Source organism: Nocardia sp. NPDC056952 (assembly GCF_042674185.1).
GTDB lineage: Bacteria > Actinomycetota > Actinomycetes > Mycobacteriales > Mycobacteriaceae > Nocardia.
This window is the reverse complement of sequence record NZ_JBHURA010000001.1, coordinates 1,246,624-1,269,608: the sequence shown is the minus strand read 5'-3', so window position 1 is coordinate 1,269,608 and position 22,985 is coordinate 1,246,624. Positions and strand designations below refer to the sequence as shown.

The window sequence follows — 22,985 nt, the reverse complement described above, 5'->3', positions numbered from 1 at the left end:
GGGAGGGTCAAGAGTTCCGGGTGGACTATTCTGGCGCCCGGAGAAGAGGAAAGGCGGCCATGCGCAACGACACCGACGACGCGGCGACATCACGCGTCTACGGCGGTGTAGCCGCGGACGAACGCCGATCCCGCCGTCGCGGCGCGCTGTTCGACGCCGCGCTCGACCTGCTCGCCGAGGGCGGAGCTCCGGCGGTCACCAAACGGGCCGTCTGTGTGAGAGCCCGCCTCAACGATCGCTACTTCTACGAGCAGTTCGCCGATCGCGACGCCCTGCTCACCGCCCTGGTCGAGGAGCACACCGGCCTCGGCATCGCCGCGGTGGTCACCGCCACCCACGACGCCGACCCCGACGTCCACAGCCAGGTGCGCGCGGCGGCGGACGCCGCGCTGGGCTTCCTGCTCGCCGACCCCCGCCGATCGGCCCTGCTGCTGAACGCGCAGAGCACCGAGGCACTGCAGGCAGCGCGACTGAGCACCCAGCACGCGATCGCCCGCGCGATGTCGGCGGTGGGTCGCGAGATCCTCGCCGAACCCGCCGATCCGCTCGACGCCGATATGACCGCCTACAGCGTGGTCAGCGGCGCACTGGAGTTGGTCGCGGCCTGGATGCGCGGCGAATTCGACACCACCCGGGAGCATCTCACCGACCTCATCGCCCGGCTGCTGCTCAGCTCCGACAGCACGCAGCACGTCACCGCGACGAAGTCGGCGCAATAGCGCGAGCCGCCCGGGCACGAAGTCTCCCACTCCCCGGTCGTCCGGTGGTCTCGCCGGAGGTCGGCGTGGGACGCTCGGAGATCGAGAACTGCCGATCGAGGAGGCCGCCAGATGCGGGGAATCAACCACATCGTTCTGTTCGTCGCGGATCTGCCGCGCAGCATCGCGTTCTACGAGGACGTGCTCGGTTTCGAGCGGCTCGCCGAAGGATTCCCCGGCGGCGCGTTTCTGCGCTACCCCGGCTCGGCCAACGATCACGACCTCGGGCTCTTCCAGGCCAGGACATCCGCGCCGGGCCCGGCGGGCTCGGTCGGGCTCTATCACGTCGCCTGGGAAGTGGACACGTTGTCCGAGCTCGTCGCGGTCCGAGACCGCTTGACGGCGGCGCGCGCACTGACCGGTGCCGGCGATCACGGGTCGACCAAGGCGCTCTACGCCCGCGACCCCGACGGCATCGAGTTCGAGGTGTGCTGGCTGGTGCCCGATGAGCAGGTGGAGGACGCGCTCGCTCCCGGCACCTCACTGACCGCGCCACTCGACATCGACGCCCAGATCCGGCGGTACGGCGCGACCACCGAGGGCGGCCCACGCACCGATCCTCAGGTATGGGCGCGCGTGGCGGCACGTCGGGCGGCGACGTCGTGACCCGCGCCGGTGTCGGCTAGCGGTTACCAGCTGATGTCGGCCGTCGACTCGAGCGGGCTGCGCTGGGCCACCGACTCCTGGGTCACGAAAGTGTCGGCGATGTGGAGTGCGGCCGGGAACCGGCAGTGCACTCGCTGTTCGATCTCGGCCACGGCGACCTGGAACACGCGGAACTCGTCGAGGGCGAGCGCTTCGAGCTCGTCGAGGTTCTGGGTCAGCAGAAACGCCTTGCACCGCAGTCGATTTCCCTCGACGAAGCAGATCACCTTCCAGTACTCCCGCGGCAGGGCCACGCCACGATGCACCTGGTCGTCCGCGCGGAAGGCGGGCCCGCCGAGCACGCTCACCTTCAGGTTGTCGACCTCGACGTCGGCGAAGACCGCGTCTTCGAGCTGACCCCACACCCCGGCGCGGCTGCTCTGGTTGAAGTCGTCCATCTGCGGGGTGATGTTGGTGTAGAAGAACGAGTCGACATTGGCCTGCTCGGCTTCGGCTTCACTGCCCCACAGCAGATCCGCGCGCCGTGCCAGGTGCCCGCGATCGAGCCGATTCCGCTGGTAGAGTTCGTTTCCCACCTGCGCTTCGGCGGGCAGGCGTGGGTCTTTGACGAAGTCGATGCCGGTGCGGGAAAGTTTGCGCATCGCGGCGCCGTCGATGTTCCAGGCCACCCAGAACGCGAACCGCCGTGGCCGGCTCAGCGCCAACGAGAAGTGGGTGTAGCTGATGACATCGGAGCCGTCGAGGCGAACCGCGTCGCCGCGCACGGCCGCATCCAGTTCCGGAATCTCGACCCTCGACCCGAGAAAGTCCGGGTCGTACCCGGTCCGCGGCGCGTCGCTCTCGATACCGGTTGTCGACGGAGAATCCACGTGGACGGTCATCGCAGGCCCCTTCCCGAAGGGTAGACAAGGTGTGTCGGCAGTTGCGTACACACGATCGTCGCCGCCACCGCGGACATCCTCACGAGTAGTCGACTACCCGTTGTCCGCGCCCGAGGGCCGAGGTGAGGTCCGCTCCCCTATCGCGGGTCCGGTGTCCCGTCGCCGGTCACGGCGAAGGTGGCCCACGCACGTACTACCACAGTGCCCGCGGCGTCGGCGCCGCACAGGCTCACATCGACCCGGGATTCGCCGTCCTGCACGTAGCTCTGGGTCACCCGTCCCGAACACGACATGACATCGCCGGGCGGCAGTGGTCGCACCGACCTGGTGCGGAAGCGGCGGATCGCCTCGGCCCCGAGCCAGTCGGTGGCGTAGGTCGCCAGCAGCGCCGCCGCCTGCGGTGACACCTGCTCGCCCGCGAAGGATTCTGCCGCCGCCCACGACTCGGCGACCAGACCGCCCGTGCGGTCGAAGTATCGGGTGAGCGACTCGGCGGCGCCGACGGCGGGTTGGCCGGGGGCACCCGCGCGGATCGCGGTCAGCTGGTCACCCGCGCGCGGCGGCGGACCGAAGAACCGATGATCGGTCTCGACCCGCTCCCCTGCGATGGATCCGTCGGCGGGCAGGAAGGTCGGCGGCACCACGGGCCGATCGGCGAGCCGGTAGGCCGGGTTGTCCGAACGCGCCGCTCGCGCGAACAGCCGGATGGCATCGGTGTCCAGTACCACCGCGACGTTACCCATGATTCACTCCTGCTCGTCGAAACCGATGCCGTCACGGTAGGGCGGTCCGCACGCTGTGATCGGTTCCTCTCCCGGTCATCGGGACAGCGGCCGACCGGGACGAAAACATGTCCGCTGACCGGGAACACCACGACCCGCCGACCCTCGCGCGGCGCGACCATCGGCGCAGCTCATCCCCACTCCGTCCGAACATGGAGGTTTCGATGCCGGAGAACTCGCCGAACGGCCGATCGCAGGACACCACCGCCGACTACCGGCAGATCGAGGCCGCCGCGGCGCCGACTCGGTTCGCCCGCGGCTGGCACTGCCTCGGCCTGCTCTCGTCGTTCCGCGACGGCAACCCGCACGAGGTGAAGGCCTTCGGCACCATGCTCGTGGTGTTCCAGTCCGAATCCGACGGCGCGCTGCACGTGCTCGACGGCTACTGCCGCCACATGGGCGGCAACCTCGCGCGCGGCACCATCAAGGGCGACTCGATCGCCTGCCCGTTCCACGACTGGCGCTGGGGCGGTAACGGCAAGTGCACGGCCATTCCGTACGCGCGCCGGGTGCCGCCGCTGGCCAAGACCCGCACCTGGCCGACGCTGGAGCGCAACGGCCAGCTCTACGTCTGGCACGACCCGCAGGGCAGCAAGCCCACCGATGACGTGACCATTCCCGAGATCGAGGGGTACGGCACGCCGGAGTGGACCGACCTGACCTGGAATTCGATTCTGATCGAGGGCTCGCACTGTCGCGAGATCGTCGACAACGTCGTCGACATGGCGCATTTCTTCTACGTGCACTACTCGTTCCCGCGCTACTTCAAGAACGTCTTCGAGGGCCACGTCGCCACCCAGTACATGCGCTCGACCCCGCGCCACGACGTCACTGTCGGCACCAGCTACGACGACCCGGATTCCGCATTGCGTTCGGACGCCTCGTATTTCGGTCCGTCGTACATGCTCGATTGGCTGTGGAGCGAATCGAACGGGATGACAATCGAGACGGTGCTCGTCAACTGCCACTACCCGGTCGACGAGAACTCGTTCGTGCTGCAGTACGGCGCGATGGTCAAGAAGCCCGAGGGCATGTCCGACGAGGACGCCAACGCGATGGCGGCGCAGTTCGCGCAGGGCGTGGAGTACGGCTTCGAGCAGGACGTCGAGATCTGGAAGAACAAGGCGCCCATCGACAATCCGCTGCTCTCGGAGGAGGACGGCCCGGTGTACCAGCTACGCCGTTGGTACAAGCAGTTCTACGTCGACGTCGACGACGTCACCGAGGACATGACCAAGCGGTTCGAGTTCGAGATCGATACCGATCGCGCGGTGACGAGCTGGGAGGCCGAGGTGGCCGACAATATCGCCCGCGGCGCCGTCATCGACACCATGTCCTGATCCCTCACCCCACCACGAACAGAAAGCATCACCGGAGATGACCAGAGTTCTCGACAATATCGCCGCCATCGCGGACCAGCTGCGCGAGCAGGCACCGGAGGCGGAGCGTCTCGGGCAGCTGCCCGATGCCACGGCCCAGCTGCTGAAGACGGCGGGCCCGATCCGCCTGCTGCAGCCCAAGAAGTACAGCGGCTACGAGGCGCACCCGCGCGAGTTCGCCGAGACGGTGATGGCCACCGCCGCACTCGACCCGGCCAGCGGCTGGATCGCCGGCATCGTCGGGGTGCACCCGTGGCAGCTGGCCTTCGCCGACCCGAAGGTGCAGGACGAGGTGTGGGCCGACGACCACGACACCTGGATGGCCTCGCCCTACGCGCCGACCGGCATCGCCCGTCCGGTCGACGGCGGCTACATCTTCAACGGCCGCTGGCAGTTCAGTTCCGGCACCGACCACTGTGACTGGATCTTCCTGGGCGCCATGCTCGGCGATGCCGAGGGCAAGATGGCCATGCCGCCGACGATGCTGCACATGATCCTGCCGCGCCAGGATTATCAGATCGTCGAGGACTCGTGGAATGTGGTGGGCCTCAAGGGCACCGGGTCCAAGGACATCATCGTCAAGGACGCGTTCGTGCCCGACTACCGGGTGATGAACGGCGACCACGTCATCGACGGCACCGCGCAGAAGGAGTACGGCGTCACCGAGACCCTGTACAAGATGCCGTGGTCGACGATGTTCCCGCTGGGCATCAGCTCCGCGGTGGTCGGCATCGCCGAGGGCGCGCTGGCCGCGCACCTGGACTACCAGCGCGACCGGGTCGGCGCGCAGGGCACCGCGGTCAAGGACGATCCGTACGTGCTGTTCGCCATCGGCGAGGCCGCCGCCGACATCAACGCCGCGCGCCAGGAACTCCTCGCCAACGCCGACAAGATCTTCGACGCCGTCGACGCGGGCAAGGAGATCGGCTTCGCCGAGCGGGCCGCGGTCCGGCGCACCCAGGTCCGCGCGGCCTGGCGCGCGGTCACCGCCGTGGACCAGATCTTCGCCCGCTCCGGCGGCAATGCCATGCGGATCGACAAGCCGCTGCAGCGCTACTGGCGCGACGCCCACGTCGGCCTCGCCCACGCCATCCACGTGCCGAGCACGGTGTACCACGCCTCGGCCGTCAGCTCCCTCGGTCTCGAGCCCGCGGACAACCTGCGCTCGATGATCTGACCCGAATACCACGAAGGGCAACGGAAATGACAGACATCAAAGGCCTCGGCTACGTCAAGATCCAGACCGCCGACATGGACCGGTGGCGCAAGTTCGCGTTCGAGGTGCTCGGCTTCGCCCAGGGCAGCGGGCCCGACGAGGACGCGCTGTACCTGCGGATGGACGAGCGCGCGGCGCGGATCACGATCGTGCCGGGCGACAGCGACGCCATCGTCACCATCGGCTGGGAAGTCCGCGACCACGCGGCCCTGGTCCGCGTGCAGGAAGCCGTGACGGCGGCCGGGATCGCGGTGAAACCGCTGTCGGTCGAAGAGGCCGACGCGCGCCGGGTCGAGGAGGTCATCACCTTCCAGGACCCGACCGGCGCCACCCTCGAGATCTTCCACGGCGCGGTGCTCGACCACAGCCCGGTTATCACCCCGTTCGGCGCGAAGTTCGTCACCGGCGCACAGGGTCTGGGCCATGTCGTGCTGCCGACCATGGACCCCAACGGCGCGTTCGGCTTCTACACCGACGTGCTCGGGTTCCTGCCGCGCGGCGCGTTCCGGATCCCGGCGCCGCCGGAGTACGGCCCGATGCGGGTGCGGTTCCTCGGTGTCAACGAACGCCATCACAGCCTGGCGCTGTGCCCGGCTCCGCACGGTGGCGCGCCGGGCCTGGTGCACATCATGGTGGAGGTCGACTCACTCGACGCTGTCGGCCAGGCTCTCGATCGGGTGACCAAGGACGGCTTCTCGGTGTCCTCGACGCTGGGCAGGCACACCAACGACAAGATGGTGTCGTTCTATGTCCGCGCGCCCGGCGGCTGGGATATCGAGTTCGGCACCGAAGGCATGCGGGTCGACGAGACGTACTACAGCGCCGAGGAGATCACCGCGGACAGCTACTGGGGCCACGACTGGTCCGGAAGCGAGCCGCTCGCGGCGATGTAATTCCGCAGGTAGTCCCACGACGGCCCCTGGCCCGAGCTTCTCGCTCGGGCCAGGGGCCGTCTTTTTCATATTGGCCTGCCGATTCATGTGACAACGACCACAACGGATGGTATGAATAGGTATATGCCTAATCGAAATATGCGACTGGGCATCAGCTCGTAGATCCGAATGGAGAGCTCATGGTCATCCAGGCCGAGGCCACCACCCCGAGCGCGATCCTCGATCGCGCGTCCCTGCTGCTCGACGCCTTCGACGGCCCGGGCAGGCTCACGCTCGCCCAGATCGTCCGGCGCACCGGTCTACCCCGGTCCTCGGCGCATCGCATGCTCGATCGGCTGGTGCAGTTGCGCTGGCTACGTCGCGAGGGGCGCGACTACGAGCTCGGCATCCGGCTGATGGAGCTCGGCTCGCTGGCGGTGCACCAGGACCGGCTGCACCGCGCGGCGATGCCGTTCCTGCACGAACTGCACCGGGTCACCGGGTTCGTGGTGCATCTGGCCGTGCTGGACGGTCCCGACGTCGTGTACCTCGACAAGGTCGGCGGCGAGCTGTCGGCGGTGGTGCCCACCCGCGTCGGCGGCAGGCGGCCCGCTGCCTGTACCGCGGTCGGCAAGGCGATCCTGGCCTACTCCGACGAGCGCCGCATCGCCGACGCCCTCGCAGGCCAGGCCGGCGCACGCACCCGCTACTCGATCACCACCAAGGCCCAGCTCGACACCGAACTGGACAAGGTGCGCGCGCACGGGATCGCCGTCGAACGCGAGGAGTCGCTGCCCGGCTTCGGCTGTATCGCGGCGCCCATCGGCGATCTCGGCGAGGCCGCCGTGGCGGCGGTGTCGGTGTGTGGACCGGTGGATCGGATGCTGTTCGATCACCGGCTCAGCGCGCCGGTGCGCACGACCGCGCTCAATATCTGGCGCCATGTCGACGACGGCCGGGTCCGGGTGCATCCGACGTTGCAGCAGCATCCTCGTCCACTGGGCGTGAGCCGTTCGTACGCCGACCACCGCGGGCCGCGTACGGCGTGATCCCACGTCGCGCCGTGTGCCGCCCGAACGCGGGCGGCGTACGGCGCGACGGATGAGACCCCGGTTGCGCACGCGACGACGAGGTCAGAACCGTTCGCGGACAATCACTTCCGTCAGAGCGGGCGGTTCACGCAAAAACTGTGGCAGATCCGGTCGCGGACGATCATGTCCGGGCATTCGGGGTCGAACCAGCGGTCGACGTGCGCCCAGTGGACCGGGTGCATCAAATAGGGGCCTACGAGAGCGTCGAGGTCGGCGAACTCCTGCTCCCAGACATGCGTCCACGCCGCGAGTCCGGTGCCACGGGTGACCCGGCTCAACTGCCAGGACCGGATACCCGGCAGGTAGCGGGGCATCCGCAGCAGATCTGCCTCGAAGCGCTCGACCGTCGCGCACGGGGTGTCCTGCTCTACTCGCAGCAGCAGTACCCGGTATACCGACCCGGTGGCGTCCGGCTCGGCGGTACCCGCTGTGCCGCCTTGATATTCGGCGCCGTCGACGTGGGCGACCAGACTTTCGCTCAGCAGGGAATCCACCTCGGTGGTGGTCCCTGTCCAGTCCGCGGACTCGTCGAAGCGCAAGTGCACCAGGACATCACCACCGTTGCGCACGCCCGGCAATGTGGGCTCGACCAGCACGCGGCGTGCGGCCGGGGCGGCGATTTCGCGCACCCCGGTCATCAGCCGGTCGCGCACCACGGCATCGGTGCCGGGCGAGAGATGCACCAGCCGAGTCACTTCAAACATCGCCGAGCCTGTCGATGTCGGTGGCGAGCGCGCCGGTCGAGCGGGTCCGTTCGACGATCAGCTCCTGCGCCGAGGCCCACCACTGCCGCACCGACTCATCCGAACGTCCCTGCCAGGTCATCTCCCACCAGCCCTGTGCGCCGTCGAGTACCCAGCTCGCGATGATCGTGTTCGACTCGTCCGGGAACCACACGGGCGGACTCACCACGATCCGCTCCAGCGTCATGCCGCGTTCGCGCGCGCCCGGGACGTAGTCGCGCAGATAGGCGTCGACGAATTCCCTGGCCCGCCCCGGCTTGGTCACTACGGTGTCGATCACGTAGACCTTCGTGGCTTCCATGCACCGACCGTAGGCAGCCGCCGAAGGGCATCGACCTGGTGTTTCCGCCCAGTGGGAGAACGCGGTACGGATCGCGCGGCACCGACCCTACGGTGAGGCCGACGACGTCCGATTCCGTCGCCGAAATTCAGGAGGACCAGTGACTGTGCGAACGTTCCCGACCACCGGGCCCGGTGCGGTTCCCGATCCGGAAGTCGCGGCCGTGCTCGCCACGCTCGACGCCGGATTCCCCGATGTCGCCACGATGGCCGCGACCGAGGCGCGTGCCGCGATCCGCGCCAGACGCGCTCCGCTGCAACGACTTCCCGATATGGCACTGGCGCGTGACCTCACGATCGACGGACCCGGCGGCCCGCTGCCGCTGCGGGTGTTCCGGCCGCATCACGACGGCGAACCGCTGCCGGTGATCGTGTTCGCGCACGGCGGCGGCTTCGTGTTCTGCGACCTCGACAGTCACGACGAGTTCTGCCGCTCGATGGCGGCGGGTGTCGGGGCGCTGGTGGTCTCGGTCGACTACCGGCTCGCGCCCGAGCACGCGGGCCCCGCGGCCCATGACGACATGTTCGCGGCACTGCGCTGGGCCGCCGCCAACGCCGGCGACTACGGCGGCGACCCGTCGAGGATCGCGGTGGCCGGTGACAGCGCGGGCGGCAATCTCGCCGCCACCGTGGCCATCGCGGCCAGGGACGCGGGCGGGCCGAGGATCGCGGCCCAGATTCTGATCTATCCGGTGATCGACGACGATTTCGAGACCGAGTCCTACCGGCGATTCGGCACGGGCCACTACAACACGACCAGCGCCATGCGGTGGTACTGGGCGAACTACGCACCGCACGGCACCGACGACGTGCGTCTCGTGCCGACCAGGGCGGACTCGCTGGCCGGTCTACCGCCCGCGGTGGTGATCACCGCCGAACTGGACCCACCGTGTTCGGCCGGGGACGCCTACGCCCAGCGCCTGGCAGCCGACGGTGTCGCGATTCGCTATCGCCGCTACACCGGGCTGTTCCACGGGTTCCTCAGCATCCCGTCCCTCGCCGCCACCGTCGCCGCGCGCACCGAGATCTGGGCTATGGTGCGCGAGATGCTCGATCCCCCTCGGGATCCACGGTGATCGGCACCGGTAGCGCACCTGCCGAGATCTTTCCGGCCCGCGTTCCGAGTAGGCGGATCAGGTTCAGACCGCGGTGAAGTACTCGATCTTCGGCGCGGCCGCCAGCAAGGGAGCCATCAGCTTGCCTGCCGCGCGGAAGTGCTCCGACCGGCCGTGGGCTTCGACGGCAGCGTCGTCGGAATACAGTTCGAAGAACCGGTAGTGCTCGGCGTCGGTCTTCGAACGCACCAGCTGGTAGGTCAGATTGCCCGGCTCATTGGCCTTGATCTGCTCGACGAGATCGGCGACGACGGATTCGAACTCCGCACCCGCACCGGCTTTGACGGTCACTTCAGCGATGACTGCGATCATGATTTCTCTCCTTTTCCGTGCGACAGTACCGGCGTTCACCCACAGTGGAAGAACACGGCCTAGTCTGTTGCCGGGTCGTGGTCCTCGAGCTCCTCCGCGCGCACCCGCTGCTCGATCTCGCGCCAGCGGCCCGGCGTCGGATGGGGGTAGTCGGCGCGGTCGTCGTGTTCGGCGCCTGCCAACACGGTGGCCGCGTTGTCGATGTCATCGATCAACTGCTGCGCGAGGTCGCGTTCGGTCGCGTAGTGGCGCTGCGCCCATTGCAGCACGAGCTGCGAATAGGCCCAGCCCGGTTCGGATTTCGCGGCTTCGGCATCGATCGCGGCGCGTTGGGCGAGTTTGTCGACGTCGGCGATGTGGTCGTGCAGGATCTGCTTGAGCCGATCCGGGGACCCGAGATGGCCGAACATCACGCGCAGCAGCACGTGGTGTTTGAGCACCGACGGATCGACCGGCGCCTTGTTCCACCACGTGGTCACCGCGGCCCGGCCCGCCGCGGTGATCTGGTACAGCCGTCTGGCGCGCATGGTGTTGTCGGGATCGAGCCGCGAACTCGCGAAGCCGTGCTGTTCGAGCTTCTTCAGCTCGGCGTAGATCTGGCTGTAGGACGGAGTCCAGTAGACATAGCGCAGACTCCAGTCCGCCCATTTCTTCAGGTCGTAGCCGGAGATCTCCTCCTCGTACGAGAGCATGGCGAGCACCGCCCAGCTGGTCGGCGGCAGGTTGGGCACGCCGGAGTCGGGGTCGGGGGTAGCCATGGCTGAATGCTAGCAACCGGTCTTCCCGGAATTCACCCATCAGCAACCGCTGACCGGGAGGCCGTCTTGAGGCGCCGCCCGATCTTCCCGGATTCTGAGAAGTATCGAATTCCGTTCGGAAGGACCTCTATGAATGCGGACAACGTCGTCGTCGACGCAGGTATCCCGGCCCCCGCGGACCTGCGCAGAGTGCTCGGGCACTTCGCGACGGGCGTCGCGGTGATCGCCGCCCACGACGGGACGCGACCGCTCGGCTTCACCTGTCAGTCGGTGGTGTCGGTGTCGCTGGACCCGCCGTATGTGTCGTTCTGCCCGGCCAAGAGTTCCACCAGCTGGCCGCTGCTGCGTGCGGCGGGGGCGTTGTGCATCAACATCCTGGCGCAGGAGCAGAGCGCGCTGTGCCGCCAGTTCGCGGTGAGCGGGGCCGACAAGTTCGCCGGCGTCGAGTGGGACAGGGCGGGCAACGGCGCGCCCGCGCTAGCCGGGGCGCTGGCCCAGATCGAGGTGACGGTGGAGCTCGAGCACGACGCGGGCGACCACACCGTGGTGCTCGCCCGTATCGGTGACCTGCGGGCGACCGAGGGCGCCGAGCCGCTGCTGTTCTACAAGGGCGGGTTCGGCGGCTTCACGGCCTGACACGACGACGGGGTGGTCCGCACCGGACCACCCCGTCGTCGCCGTTCACGCCTCGATGATGTCGAAACCCTTGTACCCTGCGGCCGCGACCTCGGCGATGATCTCGCCGTAGACGCCGAAGCCGCCGACGAAGGGCATGAACACCCGTGGCCTGCCTTCGATGTTCGCACCCAGATACCACGAATTCGCCTGTGTCATCAGCGTTCCCGCGGCCCGGTTCCCGCATTCGAGCACCCACTCCGCTACCGCGTCCCGGCGTGCCTCCAGCGCCACCGCTCCCCTGCCGTCGAGGAAGCCGATCGCCTCGGCCACCCAGTCGACGTGTAGTTCCGAGTGCAGCACCATGTTGGCCAGCACCGACGGACTGCCGGGACCGGTGAGGTTGAACAGGTTCGGAAAGCCCGTTATCCCCAATCCCAGATAGGTTTTCGGCCCTTCCCGCCACGCGTGGTTGAGTGTCTCGCCACCCCGGCCGACGATGTTCATCCGCGACACCGAGCCGGTCATCGCGTCGAATCCGGTCGCGAGCACCAGGGTGTCGAGCGGGTAGTGCGCGTCGGTGGTGTGCACGCCCGCGGCGTCGATCCGGGTGATCGGCGTGGCCTTCAGGTCGACCAGCTCGACATTGTCGCGGTTGAAGGTCTGGTAGTAGTTCGTGTCGGTGCAGATCCGCTTGGTGCCGATGGGGTGGTCGTGCGGGACGAGCAGATCGGCGACGCGCGGGTCCTCGATCACGGCCCGCACCTTCTCCTCCCAGAATTCCCGCGCGGTGTCGTTGGCGGCGAGGGTGGTCAGCTGGTCGGGGAAGGTCTTGCTGAACAACACACCGCCCAGCGCCCAGCGCTTCTCGTAGGCCTCGCGCCGTTCCCGCTCGCTCACCGCGACCGCGGATTCCGGATGCGCCTGGTGCGGTGAACCGCCGCCGCTGGCCATCGACAGCCGCCTGCGCTCGGGATAGTTCGCCTTCTGCGCGGCCCGGTCCTGTTCGGTCAGCGGCGTATTACCCGCGGGCACACTGTAATTGGCTGTGCGCTGGAACACGTGCAACCGCTCGGCCTGCTCGGCCACGCACGGGATCGTCTGGATACCGGAGGAACCGGTGCCGATCACGCCGACCCGTCGGCCGGTGAGATCGACCCCGTCGTGCGGCCAGTGCGAGGTGTGCAGAATCTGTCCGGCGAAGGTGTCGAGTCCGTCGATGGCCGGGGTGTTGGCGTTGGACAGCGGGCCGGTGGCCAGCACGACGAACCGCGCCGAGACCGCCCTGCCGGTGTCGGTGTCGACCTGCCAGCGCAGGGTCGCCTCGTCGAGCACGATATCGGTGACGCGCGTGCCGAACTCGATGTCGCGGCGCAGGTCGTAGCGGTCGGCGACGTGCTCGAGGTAGGACAGGATCTCGGGCTGGGTGGCGTACTTCTCGCTCCAGTTCCACTCCTGCTGTAGCGCGTCGTCGAAGGAGTACGAGTAGTCGACGCTCTCGACATCGCAGCGTGCGCCCGGGTAGCGGTTCCAGTACCAGACGCCGCCCACGCCCTCGCCGGCTTCGAACACCCGCACGGTGAGGCCGCTGCCGCGGAAGCGGTGCAGCGCGTAGAGGCCGGCGATGCCCGCACCGACGACGACCACGTCGACGTCGGCCGGGCCTTTCGCTGGTGCCGATGGGGTCTCGGGGTTCACAGTGCCTACCTTTCGATGGAGACCGGTTTCTCTGCGGGCGACGCTAAGGACGCGCACCGCGTTCGAGCAGGTCCCCTTCCCGCTGACCGGCACATTCGCGCATCGATGCTCTCCCGGTGATCGGGAGAGCCGCCCCACGACCACCGGCGCCCGGCCTACCGTCGAGCGCAATTCGAGGTGGTACCAGGAGGAAACAGTGGTGGACTGGAACGACGAGGTGGATGTGCTGGTCGCGGGGTCGGGTGGTGGCCTGGCCGGCGCGTACACCGCCGCCCGCGAGGGACTCAGCGTCGCGGTGGTCGAGGCGACCGACAAGTTCGGCGGGACGACGGCGTATTCGGGCGGTGGCGGGGTGTGGTTCCCCTGCAACCCCGTGCTGGAGCGCGCGGGTACCGACGACACCCTCGACGACGCAGTGACCTATTACCGCGCGGTGGTCGGTGACCGCACCCCCGACGAACTACAGCAGACCTACGTGCGGCGAGGTCGCGATCTCATCGAATACCTCGAAGCCGACGACCATTTCGCGTTCATGGTGCTGCCGTGGCCGGACTACTTCGGGAAGGCGCCCAAGGCCCGGCTCGACGGCCAGCGCCACATCATGCCGACACCGCTGCCTGCCGCGGAGATGGGCTCGCTGCGCGAATCGTTGCGCGGAACGCTGGACACCGACCGGCTCGGCGCTCCCCCGCAGGACCTGCTGATCGGCGGTCAGGCGCTGATCGGGCGGATGCTGCGCGCGATCTCGAGCTACCCGCACGCACAGCTGCACCTGGATTCGCCGCTGGTGGAACTCGTGGTCGAGGACGGTGTGGTGACCGGCGCGATCGTCGAACGCGACGGCGCCCGCGTCGCGATCCGCGCGCGACGCGGCGTGATCCTGGCGGCAGGCGGTTTCGAGCAGAACGCCGAGCTGCGCAAGCACTACGGTGTGCCCGGCGAGGCGCGAGACACCATGGGGCCCTGGGGAAATCAGGGCAGGGCGCATCAGGCGGGCATCGCGGCGGGCGCCGATACCGATCTGATGGATCAGGCGTGGTGGTCGCCCGGACTGACCCATCCGGACGGCCGCTCGGCGTTCGCCCTGTGGTTCACCGGCGGCATCTTCGTCGATCAGGACGGCAAGCGGTTCGTCAACGAATCGGCCCCCTACGACCGGCTCGGCCGCGAGGTGATCCGCCAGATGAACGACCGCGGGCTCACCCTGCCGTTCTGGATGATCTACGACGACAAGGAGGGCGAGGTGCCGCCGATCAAGGCCACCAATGTCTCCATGGTCGAGACCGAGAAGTACGTCGAGGCCGGTCTGTGGCACACCGCCGACACCCTCGCCGAGCTGGCCGCGAAGATCGGCGTGCCCGCGGCGAACCTGGAGGCCACCGTGGAGCGGTTCAACGCGAGCGTCGCCACCGGTGTCGACCCCGATTTCGGGCGCGGCGACGAGGCCTATGATCGGGCCTTCTCCAACGGCGAACCGCCGCTGGTGACCATCGACAAGGGGCCGTACCACGCGGCGGCGTTCGGCATCTCCGATCTGGGCACCAAGGGCGGGCTGCGCACCGACAGCGCGGCACGGGTCCTCGGCCGCGACGGCGAGCCGATCCCCGGCCTCTACGCCGCGGGCAACACCATGGCTGCCGTGAGCGGCGAGGTCTACCCCGGCGGCGGTAATCCGATCGGCGCGTCCATGCTGTTCAGCCACCTCGCCGTCCGCCACATCCTCGGCGAATGATCCACCCCCGGTCTTTCCCGCTGGACGGGAGAGACCGGGGCATCCGAGCCACCGGATGTGGTTCGGTTCACAGACACATCCCTTTCGACATTTCAGGAGCGACACGATGGCTTCAGCGGACGACATTCGCGCAACGGTGCGCAAATATGTGGAGGCCGTCGGCAGCGGTACTGCCGCCGACGTCGTCGCCCTCTACCGCGAGGACGCGACGGTCGAGGACCCGGTCGGCACCGAACCGCATGTCGGGCACGCGGCGATTACGAAGTTCTACGAGAACATCGAGCCGCTGGAGCGTTCGACCGAACTGTTCTCCGTCCGCGTCGCCGGTCACAGCGCCGCGTTCAGCTTCCGGGTGGTCACCAAGTTCGGTGAGCAGACCTTCACCCTCGATCCGATCGATGTCATGACCTTCGACGAGGACGCCCGCATCGTGAGCATGCGCGCGTTCTGGTCCCAGGACGACATGGTCGTCGGCTGAGCGAGGCGAAGATGACTGCGACCGAACAACACTGGGATCACGAGGTCGGCTTCCTCGTCGTCGGCAGCGGCGCGGGCGGGCTCACCGCCGCGCTGGCCGCCGCCGACCGCGGCCTGGACACCCTGGTCATCGAGAAGGCCGCCGTCTACGGCGGCAGCACCGCGCTCTCGGGCGGCGGCATCTGGGTGCCCAACAACCCGGCGCTGCTGCGCGAGGGCCTCGGCGACTCCCGCGCCGACGTGCGCGCCTACCTCGACGCCGTGGTCGGCGATCGGGTGCCGTCGGCCAACCTCGACGCGTTCATCGACGAGGGCCCGCGCATGCTGGCCTTCCTCGAGACCAGCCCGCACCTGCGTTTCCAGTGGTGCGCCGGCTATTCCGACTATCACCCCGAAGCACCGGGCGGACGGCCCGCGGGCCGCTCCATCGAGCCGCTGCCGGTCGATCTCAAACAGCTCGGCGCCGATGAGGACCTGCTGCGTCCGGCCGCGCTCGCGACACCGCCGGGGCTGTTCATCACCTCCAAGGACTTCGTCCAGCTCAATATGGTGACGCGCACCTGGAAGGCACGCTGGACCGCGCTGCTGACCGGCCTGCGGGCGATCAAGGCGATCGTGTTGCGCAGACACATGGACACGCTCGGCCGGGCCCTGATCGCCCGGCTGCGCCTGGCCGTGCGCGATGCGGGAGTGCCGCTGTGGCTCGACACTCCGTTGCGCTCGCTGATCACCGACGACACGGGCGCGGTGCTCGGCGTGCTCGCCGAGCGCGAGGGCCGCGAGATCCGGATCAGGGCGCGTGACGGTGTGCTGCTGGCCACCGGCGGGTTCGAGTACAACCAGGCCATGCGCAAGGACCACCTGCCCGAGGGCGGGCGCGACAACTTCAGCGCGGCGTCGGCGGACAACACCGGCGACGGCATCATCGCGGGCGAAAAGGTCGGCGCGGCAGTCGATCTCATGGACGACGCGTGGTGGATGCCGTCGTTCCAGCGACCGGACGGCATCAACCAGGTGCTGGTGTCGGAGCGCTCGATCCCGCGCTCGATCATCGTCGACAGCACGGGCAAGCGGTTCACCAACGAGGCATCGCCGTATGTGACGTTCGTGCACGCCCAGCTGAAGGGCGGCCACGATCCGGCCTGGCTGGTCTTCGACGCGAAAGCCAAGAGCCGCTACCCGATCGGCGGCATCGTGCCCGGCCAGAAATTCCCGGCCTCGTGGTCGGGGGCAGGCCTGATCCAGTCCGCGCCCGATATCGAGGGACTCGCCGCCGCGATCGGCGTTCCCGCCGATGCGTTGCGCGACACCGTCGGACGTTTCAACGGTTTCGCCCGCGACGGACACGACGCGGACTTCGGCCGCGGTGTCAGCGCCTACGACAACTACTACGGTGATCCGACGCTGGCCACGCCCGCACTCGATGTGCTGGACAAGGGCCCGTTCTACGCGCTGCGGGTGCGGATCGGCGACCTCGGTACCAAGGGCGGCCTGGTCTACAACGCCGACGCCCAGGTGCTGCGCGCCGACGGGTCCCCCATCCCCGGCCTCTACGCCGTGGGCAACACCTCCGCCGCGGTGATGGGCAACGACTACGCCGGTGCGGGCGCGACGATCGGCCCGGCCATGGTGTTCGGCTACATCGGCGCTCGCCATGCCGCCGGCGAGCGATGAGGGGGGCGGCCATGCAACCCGTCGAATGCGCTTCCTGCGGAAACAAGGTGCTGGCAGAGAAGTTCAGTCCGAGCCACACCAGTATCCAGTGGCTCGACGACGCCGAGTCCGCGTGCCCCGAGTTCGCTCGGCGCGCGGCCCTCGGTGAGCACAGCAGCTGGATCCCCACCTGCCCCGCCCTGCGCGACTCCATCGAGGACGCCGTCCGCGTCGGCGCGCTGGCGACCGATCAGCTCCGCCACGAACCGGTTCCCGGCCGACTCGGCTGACACCCAAGACCAGGAGAGAACCCCATGAACAGACTCGACAACCACCGGACGCTGGTCACCGGCGCCGCCTCGGGCATCGGCGCGGCCACCGCGCTCCGGCTGCTCGACGAGGGCGCCACGGTGGTCGCCGCCGACGTGTCGGCCGACGGCCTCGCCGCGACCAGCGCGCAAGCCGCCGAACGCGGCACCGCCGACCGGCTCACCACCCTCACCCTCGACATCGGCGACGAACAGTCGGTGATCGCGGGCGTCCGGTCCTCGATCGACACCCTCGGCGGCCTGGACTCGCTGGTGAACGCGGCGGGTATCTTGCGGGCCTCGCACACCGAGCAGACCTCCCTCGACCTGTGGGACCTCATCATCCGGGTGAACCTCACCGGCACGTTCCTGGTGGTGCGCGAGGCGCTGCCCGCGCTGCTGGCCAACCCACGCGCCACCGTGGTGAACTTCAGCTCGACGTCGGCGGCCTTCGCGCACCCGTACATGGCGGCCTACGCGGCGAGCAAGGGCGGCATCCAGTCCTTCACCCACGCCATCGCCCTCGAGTACGGCGGCAAGGGCCTGCGCGCGGTCTGTGTCGCGCCCGGCAGCATCAAGTCCGGAATCACCGACGCCACACCGGGATACGTGCCCGCCGACGCCGACTGGGCCCTGTTCGGCAAGCTGTCGCCCGTCCTGCCGACCGACCGTGAATCCGGCGGCGCGGGCATGGGTGACCCCACCGCGGTGGCGGGTGTGATCGCGATGCTCGTCTCCGAGGACGGCGCCTTCATCACCGGCACCGAGATCCGCATCGACGGCGGTACCCACGCATGACCGACCTGAGCTACGAGGGCACGCTGCGCGAGATCACCACCGACGCGGGTGTGTTGCGCTACCACGAGGCCGGCGAGGGACCGCCCCTGCTACTGCTGCACGGATCAGGGCCCGGCGTGACCGGGTGGCGCAACTTCCGCGGCAATCTCGCGGTCTTCGCACAACGATTCCGTTGCCTCGTCCTGGAATTCCCCGGTTTCGGGGTGAGCGACGATTTCGGCGGGCACCCGATGGTCACCGCGCTCGACGCGGTGGTCCGTTTCGTCGACGCGCTCGGCCTGGACAGCGTCGACATCATCGGCAACTCGATGGGTGGCGGCGTAGCGCTCAACTACGCCATCGCCCATCCGGAGCGGGTCGGCAAGCTGGTGACGATCGGCGGCATCGGCCGCAACCTGTTCAGCCCCGGCCCCGGTGAGGGCATCAAGCTGCTGCAGGAGTTCACCGAGGAACCCACCCGCGAGCGGTTGATCCAGTGGCTGCATTCGATGGTCTACGACCCGGCGATGGTCACCGAGGAACTGATCGAGGAGCGCTGGACGCAGGCCACCGATCCCGCGACGCTGGACAGCGCTCGCCGGATGTACAGCAAGGCCGCGTTCGCGATGATGGTGCGGGCCATGGAGGCCTCCGACGCACCGCCACCGTGGGCCATGCTGCACAAGGTGGCTGCACCCACGCTGATCACCTGGGGCCGCGACGACCGGGTGAGCCCCCTCGATATGGCACTCATCCCGATGCGCACCATCCCGCGCGCCGAACTGCACGTGTTCCCCCACTGTGGGCACTGGGCGATGATCGAACGCAAGGACGAATTCGAGTCGGCCGTACTGGCTTTCCTCACCCGCAAGGACACCGCACACTGAACCAGCGCGATGCGCGGGCCGCCATGAGGCAGCCCGCGCATTGCAGTTTTCGCGGCTGACCCATGCTGGCAGGATGAACTGCTATGCGCTTCACCGTGCCGACCATCGTGTCGATGCTGGCGGCAGTCCTGCTCACCGGATGTTCGCTCTTTCCGCAAGGGCCCGATCAGGCCGAGCGTAACCGCTGGTCGCGGGTGATCGAGACGGCCATCGAGGCCCTTCCCGGAGTGGCCGACGCGTCACATGCGTTCCAGTACCACCCGTACGGCCCCAACTCCTACTACACATCCCGGCTCGAGGTGCGGCTCGAGGACGGCGTCACACCCGCCGAGACCGCGTCGGTCGTGCGTGTCATGGGCGCTCAGCAGCTGCCGCCGCACTATCAAGGCGACTCGACCTCGGTCAAGATCCGCCGGATGACGGACTCCTATTCCGGGAGCTGGAGGTTCGGGCAAGACGTGGACGCGGAAGCGAACGCGGCAAACACCTGGACCCGAGTGTCATCGGCCGATACCGGTGCGGAGATACACTGGGCCAGCCACGGCGTCAAGACCACCGGTGACCCGGACGGACACGCCGAATCCATCAGTGTCCGAGCGGGCTCCGAGGCCGAACCCCAGCGTGCCACCGCGGCGATGCGCCGAATCATCCAGGACTTCCCGGAACTGGCATCCAACGACTGGACGGTGTCGCCCGTGCACGGGGAGGGCATGTCCGAGCAGTACTCGAGACTGGAACCCAGTCTCACCCACTCGGACCGCCGCCCCCGTTTCCCCTCCGACGGCGAACTCGAATTGTGGGAGTGGTTCCTGACCGATCAACCCACTCCGTTCCTCGCCGAGGTGTCGGTGCTCGACCCGCCCGACGCAGCGGGCCGCACCCTGGACATCACGGTATTCCCGCCCGTCGGAGAGAAATTGAGCACCGCGCAAGCGACGCAACTCGCCGACCGGCACCTTCGTTACCTGGCTCGGCCTGGTGCTGTCGCCGACTACACGATCGTGACGCGCGACGGCCCCAGGGTCGCTGTCCTTGTCGGCGGCTGCCCCGTATCCGAGCGCGAGGTCGCACCGGAGTGGGAGCACTTCGCGCGTCAGTACGAACGTTGCTAGCGCTGGGTGCTGCCCGCGTCGATGGGCAACGTCACCGCGGTGATGTAGCGGCCCTCGTCCGAGGCGAGGAACAGGGCGGCATTGGCGATGTCGACCGGGTCGACCCACGGGATGGGCAGCATGTTCATCGTCACGGCCGCCTCCGCGAATTCCTCGCGGGTGGGGTTCTCCCGGTCGGGCCGGAACACCTTGCGCACCATGTCGTTCTGGATCATCGGGGTGTCGACATTGGTCGGATGCACCGAGTTCACCCGGACATGGTGCGGGGCCAGCTCTTTCGCGAGCGAGCGCATCAGCCCCACCACCCCGTGTTTGGCGGCGGTGTAGTGCGCCACGCCCACCAAGCCGCGTAGTCCGGCGATCGAGCTGGTCAGGATCATCGCGCCGCCGCCGCGCGCGATCAGGTGCGGGGTGGCGGCCTTGCACGTCTGCCACACCCCGGTCAGATTGACGTCGATCATCGTCTGCCACTGCTGTTCGGTCAGTTCCAGTGCGCCGCCGCTGGAACTGATTCCGGCGGTGGCGCACACGATGTCGAGGCCGCCCAGCTGCTCGACGGCGGCATCGACCGCGGCCCGCAGCGCCGCGCCGTCGCGGACGTCGACGGCCGCGGCGACGATCCGCGCGCCGGTCGCCTCGACCGCGCGCACGGTCTCGGCGAGGTCGTCGTGGGTCGCTCCCGGCGACACCACGGTCTCGACCGGCCCGCAGATGTCGACGGCGACGATGTCGGCGCCTTCCTCGGCCAGCCGGATCGCCTGTGCGCGGCCGATACCGCGCGCCGCGCCGGTGATCAGCGCGATCTTGCCCGAAACCCGTCCCATGTCACACCTTCTGAGTAATTCCGGCATCCACCACGAGCTGGATTCCCGTCACGTAACGGGACTCGTCGGATGCGAGGAAGAGCACGGCATTGCTGATGTCGACCGGGTCCACCCACGGAACGGGCAGAATCGTGCGCCGGGCCAGCGCCTCCGCCGCGTCCTGCTGCGTCGGATTCGTCAGGTCGGGGCGTAGTTTCGCGTATACCGCGTCGTTGAGGATCATCGGCGTGGCGACCGAGCCGGGATGCACCGTGTTCACCCGGATCCCGCGCGGGCCGAGCTCGTTGGCCAAGGTGCGGGCGAGGCCCACCACGGCGTGCTTGCTCGCCGAGTAGTGCGCGGCGGCGGCCGCGCCGACGATGCCGTTGGTGGAGCTCACGATCACGACCGAGCCGCCGTCGGACAGGGCGGGAACGGCCGCGCGCACGGTGTGCCACATGCCGGTGAGGTTGATGTCGATGGTGCGCTGCCAGGCCATATCCGACAGTTCCCAGGACAGGCCGAGGTCGGTGTAGATGCCGGCGTTGGCCACGATCACGTCGAGGCGGCCCAGTGCTGCGACGCCGTCGGCGACCGCCACGTCCAGGGCTGCCTGATCGCGTACGTCGGCGACGCCGGTGACGCACTGGCGACCCGTTGCCTCGACTTCGCGTGCGGTCTCGGCCAGCTCGGGCGCGGCGGCCTCGATGTCGAGGGCGATGATGTCGGCGCCTTCCTCGGCCAGCCGACGGCAATGGGCGCGGCCCATTCCCCCGGCCGCGCCGGTCACCAGCGCGACGGTGTGCTGCATGCGGTTCATCGGGTGCCCCCGGAGAATCTGGTGTCCACGAGCCCGACGCTAGGGTCGCCGCCCACCGCATCCGCCCTGGTCTTCCCGGTCAGCGGGCAGTGCGCCGCGATCTCCCGGCCACCGGGAGCCACGGGCTCCGCCACTTAGGCGCACCTGCGACGGTTGCTCGGCAAGACCGGTTCCGAGATCGAGGAGAACACCAGTGACGAGGGCGACTGTCGACGTTCCGCGGAGGTCGCGGGCGGTGACGCTGCGCGTATCCGCGGTGATCGAGGAGACCGCGGACGCGCGGACGCTGGTGTTCGAGGTGCCCGAAGCGGTCGCCGACCGCTTCGCCTTCCGTCCGGGCCAGTTCCTCACGCTGCGGATCCCGAGTGAGCGGCCCGAACCGGTGGCGCGCTGCTATTCACTGGCGAGTTCGCCGTTCACGGGCGATCCGCCGCAGGTCACGGTCAAGCGCACACCCGGGGGCTACGGCTCGAACTGGTTGTGCGACAACATCGCTGTCGGCGACACCCTCGATGTGCTGCCGCCGCAGGGCGCCTTCACCCCGGCCTCGCTCGACACCGATCTGCTGTTGTGGGCAGCGGGCAGCGGCATCACACCGGTGATGTCGATCCTGCGTTCGGCCCTGGCCCGCGGCACGGGCAAGGTGGTGTTGTTCTACGCCAATCGCGAGCAGGAATCGGTGATCTTCGCCGACGCCCTGCGCGATCTCGTCGCGCGGTACCCGGGCCGGATCACTGTGGCGCACTGGCTCGAATCGCTGCAGGGCTTGCCGACCGCGGCCCAGCTGGCCGACTTCGCCGCGCCGTATTCGTCCTTCGCGGCGTTCGTGTGCGGGCCCGGCCCGTTCATGTCGGCGGTGACCGAGGCGCTCTCGGGCGCCGGGTGGCCGCGCGAACGCGTCACCACCGAGGTGTTCGTCTCGCTGTCCGGTGATCCGTTCGCCGAACCCGAGCCGCTCGACCCCGTCGACGACACGGATGCCGCACGCGTGGAGGTGGAGCTCGACGGGACGGTGCACGCGCTGAGCTGGCCGCGCTCGCGCACCCTCGTCGACGTCATGCTCGCCGACGGGCTCGATGTCCCCTACTCGTGCCGCGAGGGCGAGTGCGGATCGTGCGCGTGCACCGTCGTCGACGGCGAGGTCACCATGACCGACTCGGCGATCCTCGATCAGGACGACATCGACGCCGGGTACACCCTGGCCTGCCAGGCCCGCCCGCGCACCGATCGGGTCCGTATCCGCTTCTGAGC

At 68.7% G+C, this 22,985-nt stretch carries 25 protein-coding genes; 16 read left to right on the top strand and 9 right to left on the bottom strand.

Features of this window, described 5'->3' with window-relative positions; all coding sequences use genetic code 11:
- Nucleotides 1-59: 59 nt before the first annotated feature.
- Both ACFTS5_RS05705 and ACFTS5_RS05700 read left to right on the top strand, forming a co-directional pair.
- Complete coding sequence (locus tag ACFTS5_RS05705; RefSeq protein WP_378627742.1) at nt 60-719, top strand: TetR/AcrR family transcriptional regulator; 660 nt, start codon at nt 60-62, stop codon at nt 717-719.
- A 111-nt stretch (nt 720-830) separates the two neighbouring features.
- Nucleotides 831-1,364: a VOC family protein gene (locus ACFTS5_RS05700; protein WP_378627741.1), complete on the top strand. Its 534-nt coding sequence runs from the start codon at nt 831-833 to the stop codon at nt 1,362-1,364.
- 23 nt (nt 1,365-1,387) lie between these two features.
- Here ACFTS5_RS05700 and ACFTS5_RS05695 read toward each other — a convergent pair whose 3' ends face one another.
- Together ACFTS5_RS05695 and ACFTS5_RS05690 are read right to left on the bottom strand one after the other, a co-directional pair.
- A complete protein-coding gene (locus tag ACFTS5_RS05695; RefSeq protein WP_378627739.1) occupies nt 1,388-2,245 on the bottom strand; it encodes a DNA/RNA non-specific endonuclease in 858 nt (285 codons plus the stop codon).
- A 137-nt stretch (nt 2,246-2,382) separates the two neighbouring features.
- Nucleotides 2,383-2,988, bottom strand: coding sequence for a hypothetical protein (locus ACFTS5_RS05690; protein WP_378627738.1), 606 nt, complete (start codon nt 2,986-2,988; stop codon nt 2,383-2,385).
- 203 nt (nt 2,989-3,191) lie between these two features.
- Between ACFTS5_RS05690 and ACFTS5_RS05685 the strand changes: the two genes are divergently transcribed.
- The 4 genes from ACFTS5_RS05685 (at nt 3,192) to ACFTS5_RS05670 (ending at nt 7,543) form a co-directional block, all read left to right on the top strand.
- Nucleotides 3,192-4,367: a Rieske 2Fe-2S domain-containing protein gene (locus ACFTS5_RS05685; RefSeq protein ID WP_378627736.1), complete on the top strand. Its 1,176-nt coding sequence runs from the start codon at nt 3,192-3,194 to the stop codon at nt 4,365-4,367.
- A gap of 37 nt (nt 4,368-4,404) precedes the next feature.
- Nucleotides 4,405-5,583, top strand: coding sequence for an acyl-CoA dehydrogenase family protein (locus ACFTS5_RS05680; protein ID WP_056809617.1), 1,179 nt, complete (start codon nt 4,405-4,407; stop codon nt 5,581-5,583).
- A gap of 26 nt (nt 5,584-5,609) precedes the next feature.
- Nucleotides 5,610-6,515, top strand: a complete 906-nt coding sequence (bphC, locus tag ACFTS5_RS05675) for a biphenyl-2,3-diol 1,2-dioxygenase (RefSeq protein ID WP_378627733.1) — start codon at nt 5,610-5,612, stop codon at nt 6,513-6,515.
- A gap of 179 nt (nt 6,516-6,694) precedes the next feature.
- Nucleotides 6,695-7,543 (top strand): IclR family transcriptional regulator, encoded by an 849-nt coding sequence (locus ACFTS5_RS05670; protein ID WP_378627732.1) that lies wholly within the window; start codon nt 6,695-6,697, stop codon nt 7,541-7,543.
- Between the two features lie 113 nt (nt 7,544-7,656).
- Here the strand turns inward: ACFTS5_RS05670 and ACFTS5_RS05665 are convergent, their stop codons facing one another.
- On the bottom strand, nt 7,657-8,289 hold the full coding sequence (locus ACFTS5_RS05665; protein ID WP_378627730.1) for a Dabb family protein: 633 nt from the start codon (nt 8,287-8,289) through the stop codon (nt 7,657-7,659).
- Nucleotides 8,282-8,629 (bottom strand): hypothetical protein, encoded by a 348-nt coding sequence (locus ACFTS5_RS05660; RefSeq protein ID WP_378627727.1) that lies wholly within the window; start codon nt 8,627-8,629, stop codon nt 8,282-8,284. Before ACFTS5_RS05660 ends, ACFTS5_RS05665 begins: the two co-directional genes overlap by 8 nt.
- Nucleotides 8,630-8,768: 139 nt before the next feature.
- Here ACFTS5_RS05660 and ACFTS5_RS05655 point away from each other — a divergent pair, with 139 nt between their 5' ends.
- Nucleotides 8,769-9,743 carry an alpha/beta hydrolase gene (locus tag ACFTS5_RS05655; RefSeq protein ID WP_378627725.1) on the top strand — a complete coding sequence of 325 codons (975 nt, stop codon included), beginning with the start codon at nt 8,769-8,771 and terminating at the stop codon, nt 9,741-9,743.
- Between the two features lie 63 nt (nt 9,744-9,806).
- Here ACFTS5_RS05655 and ACFTS5_RS05650 read toward each other — a convergent pair whose 3' ends face one another.
- Both ACFTS5_RS05650 and ACFTS5_RS05645 read right to left on the bottom strand, forming a co-directional pair.
- On the bottom strand, nt 9,807-10,094 hold the full coding sequence (locus ACFTS5_RS05650) for a putative quinol monooxygenase (RefSeq protein ID WP_378627723.1): 288 nt from the start codon (nt 10,092-10,094) through the stop codon (nt 9,807-9,809).
- Between the two features lie 59 nt (nt 10,095-10,153).
- Nucleotides 10,154-10,852: a PadR family transcriptional regulator gene (locus tag ACFTS5_RS05645; RefSeq protein ID WP_378627720.1), complete on the bottom strand. Its 699-nt coding sequence runs from the start codon at nt 10,850-10,852 to the stop codon at nt 10,154-10,156.
- 129 nt (nt 10,853-10,981) lie between these two features.
- On the opposite strand from ACFTS5_RS05645, the gene ACFTS5_RS05640 reads away from it, so the two are divergent.
- Nucleotides 10,982-11,488, top strand: a complete 507-nt coding sequence (locus ACFTS5_RS05640; protein WP_378627718.1) for a flavin reductase family protein — start codon at nt 10,982-10,984, stop codon at nt 11,486-11,488.
- A 45-nt stretch (nt 11,489-11,533) separates the two neighbouring features.
- Here the strand turns inward: ACFTS5_RS05640 and ACFTS5_RS05635 are convergent, their stop codons facing one another.
- Complete coding sequence (locus ACFTS5_RS05635; RefSeq protein WP_378627715.1) at nt 11,534-13,165, bottom strand: flavin-containing monooxygenase; 1,632 nt, start codon at nt 13,163-13,165, stop codon at nt 11,534-11,536.
- Between the two features lie 196 nt (nt 13,166-13,361).
- On the opposite strand from ACFTS5_RS05635, the gene ACFTS5_RS05630 reads away from it, so the two are divergent.
- The 7 genes from ACFTS5_RS05630 (at nt 13,362) to ACFTS5_RS05600 (ending at nt 20,111) form a co-directional block, all read left to right on the top strand.
- Complete coding sequence (locus tag ACFTS5_RS05630) at nt 13,362-14,897, top strand: FAD-binding protein (RefSeq protein WP_378627713.1); 1,536 nt, start codon at nt 13,362-13,364, stop codon at nt 14,895-14,897.
- A 106-nt stretch (nt 14,898-15,003) separates the two neighbouring features.
- Nucleotides 15,004-15,375, top strand: coding sequence for a nuclear transport factor 2 family protein (locus tag ACFTS5_RS05625; RefSeq protein WP_378627711.1), 372 nt, complete (start codon nt 15,004-15,006; stop codon nt 15,373-15,375).
- 11 nt (nt 15,376-15,386) lie between these two features.
- Nucleotides 15,387-17,048 carry an FAD-binding protein gene (locus ACFTS5_RS05620; RefSeq protein ID WP_378627709.1) on the top strand — a complete coding sequence of 554 codons (1,662 nt, stop codon included), beginning with the start codon at nt 15,387-15,389 and terminating at the stop codon, nt 17,046-17,048.
- Nucleotides 17,049-17,059: 11 nt separating this feature from the next.
- Nucleotides 17,060-17,317, top strand: coding sequence for a hypothetical protein (locus ACFTS5_RS05615; RefSeq protein ID WP_378627708.1), 258 nt, complete (start codon nt 17,060-17,062; stop codon nt 17,315-17,317).
- 24 nt (nt 17,318-17,341) lie between these two features.
- Complete coding sequence (locus ACFTS5_RS05610; RefSeq protein WP_378627705.1) at nt 17,342-18,133, top strand: SDR family NAD(P)-dependent oxidoreductase; 792 nt, start codon at nt 17,342-17,344, stop codon at nt 18,131-18,133.
- Nucleotides 18,130-18,999: an alpha/beta fold hydrolase gene (locus tag ACFTS5_RS05605; RefSeq protein ID WP_378627704.1), complete on the top strand. Its 870-nt coding sequence runs from the start codon at nt 18,130-18,132 to the stop codon at nt 18,997-18,999. The genes ACFTS5_RS05610 and ACFTS5_RS05605 overlap by 4 nt, the downstream gene beginning before the upstream one ends.
- An 83-nt stretch (nt 19,000-19,082) precedes the next feature.
- A complete protein-coding gene (locus ACFTS5_RS05600) occupies nt 19,083-20,111 on the top strand; it encodes a hypothetical protein (RefSeq protein WP_378627702.1) in 1,029 nt (342 codons plus the stop codon).
- Here ACFTS5_RS05600 and ACFTS5_RS05595 read toward each other — a convergent pair.
- Both ACFTS5_RS05595 and ACFTS5_RS05590 read right to left on the bottom strand, forming a co-directional pair.
- Nucleotides 20,108-20,935 carry a mycofactocin-coupled SDR family oxidoreductase gene (locus ACFTS5_RS05595; protein WP_378627701.1) on the bottom strand — a complete coding sequence of 276 codons (828 nt, stop codon included), beginning with the start codon at nt 20,933-20,935 and terminating at the stop codon, nt 20,108-20,110. The two genes, ACFTS5_RS05600 and ACFTS5_RS05595, sit on opposite strands and share 4 nt — an antisense overlap.
- Nucleotide 20,936: 1 nt before the next feature.
- Nucleotides 20,937-21,734 carry a mycofactocin-coupled SDR family oxidoreductase gene (locus ACFTS5_RS05590; RefSeq protein ID WP_378627699.1) on the bottom strand — a complete coding sequence of 266 codons (798 nt, stop codon included), beginning with the start codon at nt 21,732-21,734 and terminating at the stop codon, nt 20,937-20,939.
- 193 nt (nt 21,735-21,927) lie between these two features.
- Here ACFTS5_RS05590 and ACFTS5_RS05585 point away from each other — a divergent pair, with 193 nt between their 5' ends.
- Entirely contained in the window at nt 21,928-22,983 is a 1,056-nt protein-coding gene (locus tag ACFTS5_RS05585) for a 2Fe-2S iron-sulfur cluster-binding protein (protein WP_378627698.1), read from the top strand.
- Nucleotides 22,984-22,985 lie beyond the last annotated feature (2 nt).